Here is a 15,691-nt window from a genome sequence, read left to right as displayed (position 1 = left end):
TCGACGACGTCAAGGGCCGCACCTCCGAGCGATCGGGGGTGCGGCCCTCGCGCGCTACGGCGCGGTCAGTCGAAGGAGATCTGCCACTGCGCCGAGTTCACGTCGTTGCCCGGGTCCCACACGGCCACCTCGCGGCGGCTGTCGTTGACGAACATGGTGGCGTAGAAGTAGCCCCGGTAGTGGTTGTTCCACAGCGAGACGGTGGCGTTGTTGGCGAACACCTTGTAGCCCTTGACCCAGATGTCCTCCGCCGTATTGACACTGCACCCCGAGAGCACCTCAAGGTTGCTGTTGATGGAGAGCTTCTCGCCGTAGGGGCCCCGCAGTTCGCGGATGCGGACGTAGTAGTCGTCGCTGACCGCGTTGACCTGGCCGTAGGCGTTGAGGGTGCTGTTGGCGTTCAGGTCGCCGTTGGCGTCGAGGGTGCCGCTGACCTGGAGGCCGCTGTTGGCGTACAGACTGCTCTCGGCGCTCAGGGAGCCGTTCACCGTGAGATTGCTCTGCGCGTAGGTGCTGCCGCTGACCGTCAGGCTGCTGCCGACGCTGGCCGAGCCCTGCACGGTGGCGGAGGATCCCACGGTGAGCGAGGACCCCACCGACGTACTCCCGCGCACCTCCAGCCCGGACTGGGCGTCGACGTTCCCCCGCACGGTCAGCGCGCTCAGGGTCGGGTCCGTCACGGTGAGGGAGAGGGTGGCGTACTGGTAGACCGACTCGAAGTCGTTGCCGCCCTCTCCGCTTTCCGACGCGAAGGATGCCTCCAGTGTGTAGGTGGTGTCCGCGGTGAGTGACCCGGCGTCGACGGAAGTGAACGTGTCGGGTCCCTCGTAGACGATGGTGCCGTCACCGTCGTACAGCCGGAAGTTGGAGCCGTTGCTCTCCCAGGAGAGATAGGGGCTGCCGTCGCTGGAGAACCTTGTCCTCGGGGCGGTGGCACTCTCGTCGTCGCGGGCCAGGAAGGCGTGCAGGTAGAGGACAGGCGCCGTGACGGGCAGCGGGACGACCTGCCGCCTCGGCACATAGTCCTCGGGGTCGGACGACGTGTCGGAGTGCTCGGTGATGTGGTAGTCGAGCGTGCCGGTGATGGTGCTCAGCGGGCCGCTGAGGCCGAAGTGCACGGTGCCGCTGACCGGGTCGGTGTCGTCGCCCGAGTAGCGGAAGATGGCCCGGTAGTACTCGGCGTCGTCGTTCTTCAGGCCGAGGTGCTTCCCGGACACCTGGGCCAGGGACGCCAGGGACCACTCGTCGCTGTCCGTGGAGAAATCCGGCGTATCGGTGAAGTAGGCACCTCCGGCCGGGCTGTTCTTCGGCACGGCGATCTGTATCCAGTCGCAGTACACATTCTCCTGGCCAGTGGTGACGGTGACGTTGATACGTCCTTGGGTGTCGGTTTCCTGAGTGCTCGCCTGGAGCGGTGACGGGCTGGTCGCGAAACGGTAGGTGAGCAACGGGGATTGAGCGGACATGGCGGGGCCTCCTGCTGGTTCGGTGACTTCTGTTGCCAGGGTGGATGCGGCTACTGCGGCTCGATCGCTGCCGTGCGGTTACTGCTGCTCGGGCTCGGGCTCGGGAGCGGGCTCGGGGAGGAGACGGAGCAGACCGTCTTCGAGCGTGGGCGGACGGTCCGGGAACCGCGCGTCCGGCAGCACCGGGGACACGTCGTACGGTGTCCAGGCGCCGTCCGGTGGCGGGGCCGGGCGCAGCCAGGACCAGGTGCCGTGCCGGGTGCCGGGCCGGGGGAACGCGAGGGTGTGGTCGTCGCCGCCGTCGCCGCTGAGGACGGGGCCGAAGCGGAAGTGGGCCTGGAGGCGGCGCAGCGCGGCGTCGACGTGCTGCGGCTGGACGGTGACGGCGGTCGTGGGGGTGATGCCGCTGATGGCGTGGACGCTCGCCCGCGGGTCGACGAGCAGCAGCAGCCGGGTGGGCGCGGGGTCGCCGAACGTCAGACTCAGGTAGTTGGCGGGCTGCGGCGGGTTCGGGGCGGCGGCGCCGGGCGGGCCGATCCGGACGATGAGGTCCTGGCCGTCGTCGGGGGCCGTGACACTGTCGAAGCGCTCGTAGTCGTACCCGCCGCCCGGCGCGGTCCGGTAGAAACCGATGAGGCCGTCGTCGCGGGCGGGCTGATCGCCGAGCCGGATGTCGAACGCGTCGGCGGTGAAAGTGGCCGGCGGCGGGCGCAGGGTGGCCGCCCAGCCGGTGTCGGTCAGGGGCGGCCCGTCCAGGGTCAGCCGCAGCCCCGCCTGGACCAGGGCCAACGGCCGCCCGATGAGGGCGGACAGGGTCTGGTCGGTGCGGCGGCCGAGTGGGTCCGTCGTCCACAGCGTCGAGTCGATGACGTCCAGGAACGCGCTGAGGCCCGCCTCGCCGGCCAGGCCCCGCGAGCGCAGCAGACCGGCGACGGTCGGGGCGAGCGCCTCGACCTCGGCGAGGGTGGTGAGGGAGCCGTCGGGCGGCGGCTCCCACTGGCCGGTGCGAGTGCCGTCCGGGCCGGTGAGCAGCCGGTGGGTGCCCAGGAACCGGCCCGCCGGGTCGTACAGCAGCAGACTGCGGTCGAGGTGGTTGGGCAGCAGCCAGCCGGTGACGGGGCTCGGGTCGGCGGCCGTCTCCACCACGCGGGTGCCGGTGGCGGCGTCGAGGAGGTCGAAGTCGAGCCGGGCGGGCTTGAGGGGGCGCGGGGGCAGTTGCGCGACGGCGGCCACGGTCGGGGTGAGCGAGGACTCGGTGGTCAGGGCGGAGTCGATGACCAGGGGGAAGTTGCGGTAGTCGTGCAGACCGCCCTGCTGGAGGTCGGGGCTGACGACATCGAGGACCCGGCCGAACTTGTCGTAGAGGAAGAGTTCTTCGAGGTGGATCTGGCCCTGCCGCATCTCGTGGAATGTCCCGCTCTCGCCCCCGGGGAGGTGCGGGACGTTGGTGACCCGGCCCAGGTAGCGGGCGGGGAGGCCATCCTCGGTGGCGGCGTCGGGGTAGCCGGCCAGGCCCGCGACCTGCGGAAAGTGCCGGTCCTGGGCGGTGGGGCGGCGGAAGGCCCGGGTGTCACGGGCGGCGACGCGGTCGTTGAAGCCGGTGAGTTCCTGGGCGAGGATGCCCCAGTCGCCGATCGCCCCGAGCCAGGAGGCGAGCTGGTCGCGCTGGGCGGTGGAGCCGTGCCGGGAGACGAACTCCTTCAGCCGGGCGGCGAACAGGGAGCGCGGGTGCGGGCTGAGCGGGGAGACACCCTTGACGGAGACCGGTTTCGGGGCGGGTGCCGTGCCCGGGACGTATCGGTAGTCGGTGCCGTCGAAGGCCCAGCAGCTCTGGCCTTTGCTGCTGTGCGGGATGTGGTGGTAGGAGGTCTTCCACTCCATGAACAGCGGCTGCCAGGGCTGGTTCCAGGGGTCCAGGCCCAGCGCGGGCAGGGTGCCGGTGTAGTCGCCGGGCCGGTGCGCGGCGAGGGCGGTGGTGAGGTCGGCCTCCGCCAGCCCGGTGGCCCCGGCCAGGGCGGCGGCGTTGCCCGGGTCCAGCAGGAAGTACTCCGCGAAGAGCCCGGCCACCTCACCCGGCAGCGCGCCGAGGCCCGGAAGGCCGGGCAGCGGCCCCTGACCCGGCGTCGCGGTGACGGCCCGCCCCCCGACCGTGACGGCGCTGACCAGCGGGGCGGGGGTGCCCTCGGCGAGCGGCCGGACGGGTACGGGCTGGTCGGTGACGGTCGCGTCGGCCGGGGGCAGGACGCCGGACAGGCTCACCACCGGGTTGACGCTCTGCCAGTACGCGGGCCGGGGCACGGCCTTGAGCGTGGCGCCCCCGGACAGCCCCTTGGCCTCGGCGAAGGCGCTGATCCCGGCTTGAAGCGCGTCCTGGGCGCCCGCGTGCGCCGCCGACGGGTCCGGCTGGGGCACCCGGTCCGCGAGGGCGCGCGCCTGCGTCGTCCGCTCCCGCACGGTGTGCGCGAGGGAGCCCTCGCGGTCGGGGTCCAGTTCCGCCTGGATGTCGTCCTGGTCCGGGGCGTGGGCGGGGAGCGGGTCCAGGATGCCCAGCAGGCCGTTCTTCAGCCAGAGGGAGTTAAGCCGCCACTGAAGCGCCTGTACCTCGCCGAGCAAGTCGTCCAGCCGGCTCTGGTCGTCGTTGAGGGTGGTGAGCCAGGCGGGCGGGACGAAGGGCGCCGGGGGTGTTACATCGAGAGAGTCGAGAGAGTCGAGAGAGCCGGGGGAGCCGGGAGAGCCGGGAGAGCCGGGGGAGCCGGGGGAGTCAGCAGAGTCAGGAGACGGGTCGGCGGGCGGTGGGGTCACCGTCCACCGGTATCCGCCCGACGCGGCCCCGAACGACGCGGCGTGCACGCCCCGCCGTACCCGCTCGTCGCCGCCCTTCTCGTCGGCGACGGGAAGCAGGTCGTGCAGGAACGCGCGCAGGAGCTGTATGTCCTCGGCGGCGGGCCGCGCGCCGGTGGCCCGGAGCGCGTGCCCGGCGAGCGCGGTGAAGGCGTCCTCGGTGGTGGTGCCGAGGGCGACGTTGAGCGCCCCGCTGTCCTTGACGGTGCGCAAGGGGTCGGGGGAGGGGGCGGCGGTGGCGGCCGGGTCCCAGCGGACGGTCAGCGCGAGGCCCTGGTAGAGGCTGCGCACGGCCGGGGTGACATCGCCGTCCAGGACGGGATTGCCGGTGAGACGCGGGTCCCGCCAGTCGAGCCGGGTGAGCCGGTCGGCGTAGGAGGTGCCGGGCGGGAGCGTGGCGAGGACATCGGCGCCCGGGTCGGAGTACCAGCCGACGACCTGATACCCGAGGGTGTCCGCCGTGCTGAGGTCGGAGAGGTCGTCCAGGAAGGAGAAGACGTTGGTGTTGTGCGGGGTGTAGGTGGTGAAGTACGGGTCGCCCGTGTCCATGGCGGTGAGGAACAGCGGGTCCCGCGCCGCCCGTTCCGTCCAGGGCGCGCTGTCGGTGTGCGGGAAGGCGAGCCCGATGGGCCCCGCGAGCGCCTTGGACGTCCGGGCGCTGCGGTAGGGGTCGGCGCTCGCCCGCCAGGCGCTCAGCGTGTCGGCGGTGACCAGGTAGGGGCTGGAGTGGTCCAGGGGATGCCCCTGCTGACGGGCGTACGTGGTGTGCGGGCAGTCGCTCTCCACCACCCAGGCCCTGACCTGCCGGGTGCCGGTGCCGCTGAACCGGGTGACCAGCCACCGGTTGGGCACCAGCGGGTAGTCGACGTGGCCGGTCGCCGGGTCCTCCACGCCGTGCCGCAGCCCCCGGGGCAGCGTCCAGTGCAGATGCACCCCGGTGTGGGTGAACAGCGGGTCGGTGGTCTGACGGTCGCCCTCGTCGGTCTCGGGGCTCATGTAGTCGTTCATGGCCAGATAGTTCTGACGCCAGGTCCGGAAGCCGTCCCGGCGCAGCACGGCCGGGTTCACCACGAGGGCGTCGAGGCCGACCGGCACGACGAGGGCGGGGCGCGTGCTCATCGCGGATCTCCTTGGGAGGCGGGGAACCGGTCCCCGTCCGGGCCGTCGAAACGAATGGCCTCGGGCACCTTGACCAGTTGCAGGGCGAGATCGGCGGGCCCGACCGCGCCCACCGACGTGCCGTGCGCGCTGTCCAGGGCGCCGGTCAGCGCCGGGACGAGCGAACCGAGGTCCAGGACGCGTACGGCGGGGTCGGCGGAGGGCCTCAGATGGTCCAGTACCGGGAAGGTGACGTCGGTGCCGAGCTGCTCACCGAGCGGCAGCCGTGGCCCGGAGCCGGGCAGCAGACTGCGCAGCGGGATCCGCCCGTCGTCCTCGACGCCGAAACGGAACCCTTCCTGCGGCTCGGCGAGTTCGACGGTCGCGGGCACCCCGTTGAACAGACACAGCAGCACGGACGGCGAGAGATGCTCCATCCGCAGCAGCGCCAGCGGCCCGCCGCCCGCGTCGACGGCCCGTACGGCGAGGTTGGGCCACCCGGAGACGAGCGCGGAGCGCAGCAGCAGCCCGGAGACGTGCCCGAGCGCGGCGGAGCCGCCATCGCCCTCGCCGTCGCCCCCGCCCTCGCCCTGGACAGCGCGCAGCCCGTCCCGGTGCCGGGCCGCCGCCTCCGCCACCCGCGTCCGTACGACGGAGGTCACCACCGCGTCCTGGAGCGTGTCCCGGCTCGACTGGGTGCCGATGCCGAGTGCCCCGCCGATCAGCGCGTCCAGCCAGTTCGGGTCGGTGTGGAAGAACCGCAGCGACTCCGGCGGCAGCATCCGCGCGTCGGGCACGAGGTGGGTGAACGGCACCGGGACGAGCAGCAGCAGCCGCGCCAGCCAGTCCACCACCGGGGCGAGCTGCTGGCCCAGCGCGTCGTCCGCCGCCAGCGCCCGGGTGACGGCCGCCCGGCAGGCGTCGGACCGTACGAAGGCGTCCAGATCGGCGCTCGGGTCGCCCGGCGCGGGCGCGGGTGCGGGCGGCGACCACGGGTCACCGGGCCGGGCCGGCGTCGCGCCGAGCGTCGCGAGCAACGGCCCGTCGAGCAGCGCCCCGAAGGCAGTGCGGGCGGAGCGCGCCCCGCCCTCGCCGTCCGGCGGCAGATGCGTGCTGGTCGCCTGGTGGTACAGGGTGTCCACCAGCTCATGGGTGGCCCGCTTGAACGCGATCAGCTGCTGCACGAACGCCGGGTCGGCCAGGGCGAGCGCCCGGCCCGTCTCGAACGCGGTGGCTAGCGACACGTCGAAGCTGCCCCAGGCGGGGTCGTAGCCGAGCAGCGAGTCGGCGGTGGTGGCCGTCGCCACCCGGCCGACGGCCAGGGGCAGTACGGGGGTGAGCGGCCCCCGGTACCAGCCGAAGGTGGACTCGCCGGAGCGGTTCAGGTAGGGCAGCGGCACATACCCGTCACCGATCCGCCGGGCCACCTGCCGCCGGGCGGCCGGGGTGCCCTCGCTGTCCTGGTACGGGGAGGGCAGCCGCAGCCACATCTCCTCGCGCGTCGCCGCCCGCGAGCCGTCCGGCGTCCGGGTGAGCCCTTCGGCGAGGTCCCGGAAGTGCGCCTTGCCGTCCGGGTAGGCCCAGAAGGTCCAGCTGCACAGCGACAGCAGGGCGACGGACGTACGGCGCTGGAAGTCCGGGTCGGGTCCGAGGATCCCCTCATGTCCCTCCAGGGAGACCAGATGGACGATGTTCTTGGTGCGGGCGTCCGGGGGTGAGCCGGGCGGGGCGGCGGCCGGGAAGCGGTTCGCGACGACGACGGAGAACAGCCCGTCCTCCTGGACGCCCAGGATGGCCCGGTCCCCGGTGTTCGCGCCCCGGCAGTGCGCCAGGAACGGCAGTTCGTCCAGCCGGGGCGCCACCGCCGTGAACACGGACGCCGGTATCCGGATGACCTCGCACGGATCGTTCGGCCCGATGTCGGACTCCAGGGGCGTCGCGGGCTTGAGCACGTCCGCGTCGGCGGCGAGGAAGGCCCCGACGGTGGACGCCTCGGTCCGGGTCGGGGCGGTGTCGCCCCCGATGAGCTGATCGTCGGTGAGCACCAGCAGCGCCAGCCACGGAGTGCTCCGGCCCGCCCCGCGCAACGGCCGCTCCCACGGCAGCAGCGGGTCACCGAGCACCAGATGCGGCAGCACCTCGGCGAACCGCCCGCCGGAGGAGTCCGGCGGCTGCTTGGCGACCACCGCCGTGGTGTCGATGGCCACCTGCGGCGCCCGTACGGTGAACCGCTGCACGGCCCGGAACGGCCCCCCGACGACCCGCGCGCCCCCGTCCGTCCCGGTGCGCAGGGTGTGGGTGGCCTCGATCCGGTAGTCACCGGCGGGCAGGGCGGGCAGATAGTGGTCGTGCAGTTCGATGTCCCCGATGGGGATGGTGTCGCGGGCGGGGTGCGGCGGGCTCGCACTCACGTCGTTCTGCTCCCTCGATCAGTTCTTACGATCGGTTCTGGTGATCAGCGCTGCCGATCAGTGCCGGCGATCAGGGCTGCCGATCAGGGCTGCCGATCGGTTCCGGCGGTCAGTTCCGGTCCGGGTTCTGGACCATCGGCGCCTGGCTGTACAGATGACCGGCACCGGCCGCCAGCGCGGTCAGGGTGTCGGACGGCCCGTCGAGCAGCTTGGCGTCGGCCAGCGCCGCCCACACCTGGTCCCGCCCGGCGCGTGCCGTACCCCGGTCGATCCGCGCGATCCGCTCCACACACGCGTCGTCGGGTACGGGGACGTAGTCGCCGTCGGCGACGGGGGAGGAGGGCAGCGGGGCGAGGCCGGGCGGGATCTCGTCGGACGTGTACTCGCTGAGCGGGAACACCCCGCGCGAGCCCGCCAGTTCGGGCCGGGGCGCCTGGACGTCGTACCCGACCGCACGGTCCGCGAGGACTTCGGCGCTGGGCGCGTCCGGGGTGTGGCTGAAGGGGGAGGGCGGGGCGCCCCAGAGGGAGGCGGGCAGATGGTGGGTGCGGGGGGTGAGGGTCCAGCCGTCCATAGGGGCGGGCAGGTTGCCGTAGTACAGCGTCAGCCGGTGCTCACCGACGAGTCCCGTACGGTCCATGGAGCGGATGTCGACACCGGGACCGTCACCGGACCGCGGCACGGACAGCGGGTCGGGGCCGTTCCGCAGATGGCTGGCAGGGACGGCGGACTGGGTGAAGAAACGCAGGTCACGGGCGCGGGCGTACCACGCCTTGCCGCTGTTGCCGCGGTCGTGGGCGGCGGTGTCGTCCACGGCCTTGTCGATGCCGTTGACGGGCGCGATGGTGACGACGTCGGCCGCCTTCGGCAGCATGGAGGCGAACTCGTCCCACCCCAGTGCCTTCGCGTCCGTCCCGGCGGACCGGGAGCCGAAGCCGATGGTCTTGGAGAAGCCGACGAAGTGCGCGGTGACCGTGCCGGCGGTGGGCGGCCCCCACAGCTCCAGATCGGCGCCGACGGTCACACTGATCGTCTTGTGGGCGGGCCCGATGTTGACCGTGTAGGACGCGCCGATGCTCACCGAGATCCGGGCGGTGAAGAAGAACGGCCGCCACGACAGCAACAGGTCCGCCTGGGCGTTGAACCATGCCCGGAAGTCACCCGCGTGGAAATTGATGCTCAGCCTGCCACCGGCCATCGCGCAGGACGGGGTCACCGCGAGATACGCCTCGGCGGTGATCGACAGATTCGAGCTGACCGCCCACTTGAGGCCGAGCCGTGGTGCGTCGGGGTAGTGGGCGGGGACCCGGAACGCCGGATGGTAGCCGCCGAGGGTGACCACGAACTGCCCGGCGTTCGGATGGGGCCCGAACCACACGGCGGCGGCGAACCCCCCGGTGAGATGGCAGTCGGGCGTGAGCACGTACGACGCGGACGCGAGCTGCGCGCCTATCTCGATGCTCCCGGAGAGCGGCTTGATCTCCGCTTCGAGCCCCAGCTCGGCGTACACATAGGTACGGGTCGCGGACTCGGCCGGTATCGGCAGCTGGAGCGTGGCGAGCCCGAGGACCGCCAGCGCCAGCTCCTGCCCGAACTCGGCGGCCAGCAGCACCTTCGCGTTCACCAGCTCGGCGACGGTGAACTCGATACCGAGGGCCAGCCAGTACGACCCTTCCTTCGGGGCGATCCACTCCCGCGGGTCCTTGCCCGGTACGGCGGACACCCGCCCCTCCAGGACATCCAGCACGTCGGAGGGCCGTTTGGGGGCGTCCGGCCCCTGCTTGTTCAGCGTCAGCAGCGGGAAGCCGGACACCTCCCCGGCGCTCGGCAGTTTCAGTTCCCGGTTGAACCCGAACCCGGCCATCAGCCCCGTGACCAGGATCGGCGGCGGCCCCCCGAGCGGCGCCTCCAACTGCCCGAACAGGAACAACGACGGCCAGCCGTCCTCCAGTTGGGCGTACGACCCGATGGCGGCCAGCGAGAAGTCCGGCACGGCGATGGTCGCCGACCCGTCGAACTGGAACAGCACCCCTTCGTCCAACTGGGCCGGGGGGATCCGCAGCAGCGCCCCCGCGATCTCCACCGGGGGAGCCATATAGCCGACACCGACGCCGTCGAGCTGGAAAGCGGGCGCGAACTTGTCCAGCGCCGAGCCGACGGCGAGCCCGTCCAGGGACAGGGCGAGCGGCCCGAGCTGCACTCCGGCGTCCAGACCGAAGAGCAGCGCGTTGTTCTGGTACAGCACGCCGATCCGGTTGATCTGGATGACGCCGAGCTGCTTCTGGACGGTGATCCAGACGCCGGTGGAGGAGCCGGTGGGTTTGGCGGGCGCGGAGGATGTGGAGGGGGTGGAGGGGGTGGTGGGCGCGGATGGTGTGGAGGGGGCGGGGGCCGGGGTGCCGGATCCTCCGGTGTCACCGGTACCCCCGGTGCTGGTGGCGGCTGTGGGCAGTCCCAGGGCGACCGGCACCCTCTCCGCCCCGATCTTCAGCGCGGCCAGCGCGGCCGGTCCCGCCTTGAGCCCGTCCGCCGGGAGGGCGGCCACCCCGGCCTGGGTGAGCAGCGCGTTGGCGGCGGCTGTGGCGGCGGCGTCGAACACCCCGGAGGAGTAGAGGACTTGCAGATCGTCGACGCCGAGGCTGCCCGCCTCCGACAGGAATCCGCCGACCAGCGGTAACTGCGCCAGATCGATCCCGGCCGAGAGATCCACCCCGAGGGCGAACACGGGCGGCCCGCCCTGCGGCTTGACCCGGACGAACTTGGCGTCCTTGAGCCCGATGCGCAGACTGTCGGGAACATCGGCGGCCAGCTCCTCGGAGAAGTGGGCGACCCAGTCCCGTAGCGTGATCTGCCCCCCGTCCTCGGGGGCGTGATAGGTGGCGGCGAGCACATCGGCGCCGGACTTCTCGTGATCGAGGGCGACCTCGAAGGCGAAACCGTCCACGGACAGGGTGCCGCCGTAGTGGGTCGCGGAGCCGTCGCGGGTGGCGGTGAGCCCCAGTTCGGCGGTGATGCCGTCGGAGATGGTGATCTCGCCGTGGCACAGGAACTCGTAGATCTCGGTCCCGGTGGTGTGGGTGAGCCACAGCCCGGTCAGCTTCAGCGACTTGAGCGGCTGCGGTACGTCGGGCAGGTGCAGGGCGTCGATGACATCGGCGACGCCGATCGCACCGGCGGCGAGTCCGCCGCTGAAGGTCCAGCCGCCCGTGTCGCCGCCGACCTGCGCGGCGGAGACGCTGATGGCGATGGACTCACTGATCGAGACGGTGCCCGCGAACTGGGTGACGAACTTCTGCTCCGCGTCGTAGTACAGGTACACGGACAGGGCCGTGATGGTGAACGGACCGATCTCCCAGTCACCCGTGACCTTTATCCGGAGGAGGTAGGCATCGCCGAGCAGGGCCGCGAAGGACAGCTCACCGAGGGCCAGTGACTCGGGCACCTCACCGGAGGGCAGATCGAACGACTCCAGCAGCGATCGTATGGTGACCGGCTTGTCGTCGTGCAGTTCGCCCGTGACCCGCAGCTCCGGTAGCCAGACCGCGATGTCCAGCGGCAGCGCCTTGAGGTCCAGCGCGGCGACGACCGCCATGGACGTCACCTCGTAGGCGGCCGGTACGGCATCTTCGTTCCACGTCAGCCGGTAGTCGAACCCGGCGACATCGCGGGCCGCGAAGTCGAACGCGTGCAGCCCTTCCACCGCGCTCTGCCACACGGCCGGGTCGGCGAAGCGTCCGCCCAACTCGTCCAGCGCGTTGGCGAAGGCGCCCGCCTGCCGGGGCCGTACGGCGGCGGTGAGCCGGCCGTCCTCGCCCTCGGTCACGGTGGACACCACCTGCACGGTGTCGAAGGCGCCGCTGAGCACCAGACTGACGGAACCGTCCGCCGACACGGTCACCGTCACCCCGGTCACCGCGAGCGTCACCTTGCCGCCGGCGGGCCACACGGTGGAGGCACAGGCAAGGACAAAGGTCAGCTCGGTGCGCCCGCTGTCGATCCGCGGTGCTTGCGAGCCGGCCGTGCCCTGACAGGTGCCGTTCGGGAACGTGGCCAGCAGGTCCGTCAGTTGGACGGGCAGCTCGGTGTCCGTGACGGACAGCGCGGGTAACTCCCCCAGGCTGGTGAGGTGCGCCTTCAGGGCGTCGAGATCCATCGATCCCCCTCCGTCAGGTCGCGGCATCGGTATCCTTTTTCGAGCGGTCTTTATACAGAGCGCCCGAGCCCATGATCAGCTCGGCTTCTTCCGTGGTCACGTCCAGCAGGACTTCTTCGCGGCGGGCTTTCCGCGACAGCTTTTCCCAGTTGACGACCGCCGTGTTGAACGGCATCGTCTTAAGTTGGGTGTTTTGGGGCCACGGAACCATCCACGACTGCAAGAAATTCGCGGCGAATCCACCGAAGCGGGCCATTTCTGAAGTCATTCTGGCGACCGCATGGAACGAGTGCTCGGCTTGGCGCAGATAAGTGATATCCGGCCCCTCTGCATGACTATCTGGCTCCGCCCTCACTAATTCGGTCACGAAACCGTGGAGGGTATTTAAGTCCTCCGAAAGCCGAACCCACCCCAATTTTGGCTCACCGGATGTGCCGTTGTAGTCGATCAAGATCCTTCTGTCGGCTCCGATCCGCCGGGTCTCTTGGGGGACCGTATCCGGGTCCTCCCCGGCGGCGAAGTACCTGAACTCTATTTCGTCGCCGTTGTCGTCGCCGTTGTCGTTTCCGTTGTCGCTGGCCCTACCTCTGCCCTTACCCCTGCCTCTGCCCTTTCCTCTGCCCTTGCCCCTGGCCTTGTCGCTACCGCTGGCCGTGTCGCCGCCACTGCTGCTGGGCCTGTCACTGGCGATCGCCCAGCCCTGAAGGTAAAAGTCCCTCTTCAGGAAATAGGCCCGGACCTCTCCGGCGTCGATCCGAAAGTCAACCCGGAACAAGCGCGCATCGAATTCAGCTGCGGCGTTGTAGGGGGCATTGTATCTATTGCGCAGAAAGGTGAGCATCGCGCGATAGCGGGCTTTGCTCGGCACACCTGTCACGTCGTATGCATGGATATCCTGCTGCGCCAACACCACTGTGCGATCTCCCCCGCCGATTCACCGCCGCCGCGATCCGCCACAGGCTCGCTGCCGCGCGCCGGAAAGCGCAAGGGCGCTACGCGGGTAGGCGGAAGTTTTCGGACAGGCGCGCAATGTGTGGCATGTGACAGAAGTCGCCAATGATCACAGACGGGGCGTGCCACAGCTTCGGCCCCGCTGCCCGGCGAGGCGGGCGCGTCCGGGCGGGCGTTGGGGAGAGAGCCGATCACCCGTGACGGTGACGGTCGTACGAACACGGAACCGGGGATCGAAGATCCGGCCGATTGTGATGCCGAGTCGGCTGCCCCTCGCCCCACCGGGCAGCCGACAGGGCGATTCGGGCAGACGTTCGGCACAACTCTTGGGACACCTCACGGCAACGCTGTGTACCGGCCCGCCGGCGTGACCAGCCCACACCCCGCCCACCCCGCCCGCCGGGAGGCCACCATGACCACGACCGACCGCACCGCCCCCGCCACCACCCCTGACCGCATCGCCATCGACCCCTTCGGCGCGGACATCCCCGCCGAGGCCGCCCGATGACGAGCCCTCGGCCCCATCGTCCCCGTGGAACTCCCCGGCGGCATCCCCGCCTGGGCGCCCACCGGCCACGACACCCTGAAGGGCCTCATCCTCGACCCGAACGTCAGCCGCGACGCCCGGCGACACTGGAATCTCTGGCCGCAGTTCGCTGAACACCCCGCCTGGGGCTGGGTCCGGTCCTGGTCCGCAGTGGACAGCACGCTCGCCACCTACGGCGACCACCGCGCCCGCCTGCGCTCCCTGGTCGCCCCCAGTTTCACCAAGCGCCGCACCGAATCGCTCCGCCTCCGGGTCGAGACGGTCACCGCCGAACTGCCGGACGCGCTGGCGACCCGCGACGGCGGGGTGGTCGACCTGATAGAGGGGCTGGCCTACCCCCCCGCCGATGCGGGTGATCTTCGACCTCTTCGGCGTCCCCGCCCCGCTGCTGGAGCCGATACGCAAGCTCATGAGCGCCATCATCCGCGCTTCCGACCCGGCGTCATCCAGGAGCAGCGCGGCTACGTGGCGAACGCCCTGGTCGCCCGCCGGACCGCGAACCCCGGTGACGACCTGACCACCGAGCTGATCAGGGCCGGGGACGCCGAGGGCGCGCCGCTCACCGACGAGGAGTTGATGAACACACTGACGCTGGTCATCGGCGCGGGCTGCGAGACGACGGTGAACCTGATCGGCAACGCGGTCGTGGCCCTGCCGCGCGACCCGGCCCAGCTCGCGGCGGTCCGTGCGGGCAAGGCCGACTGGGACGCGGTGATCGAGGAGACCTTGCGCGTCCACCCGCTCCTGGCGACGTTCCCCCTGCGGTTCGCGGTGACGGACCTGAAGGTCGCGGACGTCACCATTCCGGCCGGGGACGCCATCATCACGACGTTCGGCGCGGCCGGGTGGGACCGGACAAGTACGGTGCCGACGCGGCCGTGTTCGACGCGGCACGCGGGGTGGACGACCACTTGGCGTTCGGCGTGGGCGTCCGCCGCTGCATCGGCGCCCCGCCGGCCCGGATGGAGGCCCGCACCGTCCTGCCCGCGCTCTTCGACCGCTTCCCCGGCCTGACCCTGGCCACCGAGCCGGAACGGCTGCGCCAGGTGCCGTCGTTCGTAGCGCTCGGCTGGCGGGAGATCCCGGTACGGCTGAGGGCGTCACCGCCCACCTCGGCGTTCCGCTGGTCGGTCACCGGAAGCGCCCCCGCCGTCGACGCGGGCTGCGCCCCCACCCTCCGAACCGGAGACCCGGCTCAGACGCGCCGCACCCGCCACAGCCATGCAGCCGCGCCACCCAGCAGGACGAGCGTCACCAGATTGGCCAGGTGGGCCGCGGTCGTGCCCAACGGGGCGTCGGACGCGACCCAGATACTGATGGCGACGGTCGGCAGGACGGCAGCGAGCAGTACGCCGGTGGTCTTCTGGACGGCGACCCAGTGCACGGAGGTGCAGAGCAGCACCGCGCCGACGACGCGGAACAAGGTGCTGAAGAACTGCGCGGCGGCGACATCGGGGAGGGCGGCCGCGACGAGGAACGGGAGGGTGAGCATCAGGAGCGGGACCAGGGGGTGCACCCGGCCCCGCCGGACGGGCACACCGGCACCGGCATGGACACCGGCCCCGCTCCATGCCGCCGGGGCCCCGGCGGCCTCGTTCCCCGCCTCGGCCAGCGCCGTCGCCGCGATCGTGCGGGGGTCACCCAGCTCCGCCAGGATCGCGCCGATCGTGACGCCGGGCCGTTCGGCGCGCGTCACCTCGATGTGCTCGGCGAGGTCGGCGAGGAGTTCCTGGCGCCGGTCGGCGGGAAGCGCGGCGGCCTCGCGCTCGACGGCGGAGAGATAGTCACGTACGGGATCGGCAGAGGTCTTCATGCGGGGTCTCCGGAATAGGGGCGCGGGGTGGTCAGGAAGCCGTCGACGGCGTCGCGGAAGCCGGGCCAGACACGGGTGAACTCATCCAGCGCGTCCCGGCCGCTGTCGGTGAGCGCGTAGTAGCGACGCGGTGGCCCTGAGGCGGACTCCTGCCAGGTCGTGGTGACCAGGTCGTCGCGGCGCAGCCGGGACAGCAGCGGGTAGACCGTGCCCTGGCTGGTGGCCAGCGCGCCGGAGTCCTCCAGGGCATGGAGGAGTTCCACGCCGTAACGGGGCCGGTCCCGCATCAGGGCGAGTACGCAGTACTCCAGGACCCCCTTGCGCAGCTGGGCGGCTGCCCGCGCCTGCTTGGTCGAATCACCTGGTTCCATGCGATGCAAGATACCTGGTGGGGCAAGAGTAGGGGAGAGG

The 15,691-nt window shown here is 71.4% G+C and carries 7 protein-coding genes and 1 pseudogene; 1 reads left to right on the top strand and 7 read right to left on the bottom strand.

Annotation, left to right across the window (positions count from 1 at the left end; all coding sequences use genetic code 11):
• Positions 1–65 precede the first annotated feature (65 nt).
• The 5 genes from ACFRFC_RS19595 to ACFRFC_RS19575 all read right to left on the bottom strand — a co-directional run bounded on the left by ACFRFC_RS19595 (position 66) and on the right by ACFRFC_RS19575 (position 12,882).
• Positions 66–1,466, bottom strand: coding sequence for a hypothetical protein (locus tag ACFRFC_RS19595; RefSeq protein ID WP_382690229.1), 1,401 nt, complete (start codon positions 1,464–1,466; stop codon positions 66–68).
• Positions 1,467–1,544: 78 nt separating this feature from the next.
• Positions 1,545–5,426 carry a hypothetical protein gene (locus ACFRFC_RS19590; RefSeq protein ID WP_382690231.1) on the bottom strand — a complete coding sequence of 1,294 codons (3,882 nt, stop codon included), beginning with the start codon at positions 5,424–5,426 and terminating at the stop codon, positions 1,545–1,547.
• A complete protein-coding gene (locus ACFRFC_RS19585; protein ID WP_382690233.1) occupies positions 5,423–7,816 on the bottom strand; it encodes a hypothetical protein in 2,394 nt (797 codons plus the stop codon). The genes ACFRFC_RS19590 and ACFRFC_RS19585 overlap by 4 nt, the downstream gene beginning before the upstream one ends.
• A gap of 109 nt (positions 7,817–7,925) precedes the next feature.
• Complete coding sequence (locus tag ACFRFC_RS19580) at positions 7,926–11,969, bottom strand: DUF6603 domain-containing protein (protein WP_382690235.1); 4,044 nt, start codon at positions 11,967–11,969, stop codon at positions 7,926–7,928.
• Between the two features lie 13 nt (positions 11,970–11,982).
• Complete coding sequence (locus ACFRFC_RS19575; RefSeq protein ID WP_382690237.1) at positions 11,983–12,882, bottom strand: hypothetical protein; 900 nt, start codon at positions 12,880–12,882, stop codon at positions 11,983–11,985.
• Between the two features lie 450 nt (positions 12,883–13,332).
• On the opposite strand from ACFRFC_RS19575, the pseudogene ACFRFC_RS19570 reads away from it, so the two are divergent.
• Positions 13,333–14,564: pseudogene (locus tag ACFRFC_RS19570) on the top strand (cytochrome P450); the annotation flags it as partial.
• 98 nt (positions 14,565–14,662) lie between these two features.
• Here the strand turns inward: ACFRFC_RS19570 and ACFRFC_RS19565 are convergent.
• Both ACFRFC_RS19565 and ACFRFC_RS19560 read right to left on the bottom strand, forming a co-directional pair.
• Complete coding sequence (locus ACFRFC_RS19565; RefSeq protein WP_382690369.1) at positions 14,663–15,280, bottom strand: HAAS signaling domain-containing protein; 618 nt, start codon at positions 15,278–15,280, stop codon at positions 14,663–14,665.
• The gene (locus ACFRFC_RS19560; RefSeq protein ID WP_382690239.1) at positions 15,277–15,651 is read right to left on the bottom strand and encodes a PadR family transcriptional regulator; all 375 of its coding nucleotides are present in this window, start codon (positions 15,649–15,651) and stop codon (positions 15,277–15,279) included. Before ACFRFC_RS19560 ends, ACFRFC_RS19565 begins: the two co-directional genes overlap by 4 nt.
• Between the last annotated feature and the right edge of the window lie 40 nt (positions 15,652–15,691).

Origin of the sequence: Streptomyces sp. NPDC056734 (genome assembly GCF_042790455.1) — a bacterium.
Classification (GTDB): Bacteria; Actinomycetota; Actinomycetes; order Streptomycetales; family Streptomycetaceae; genus Streptomyces.
This window is presented reverse-complemented; position numbering and strand designations above follow the sequence as displayed.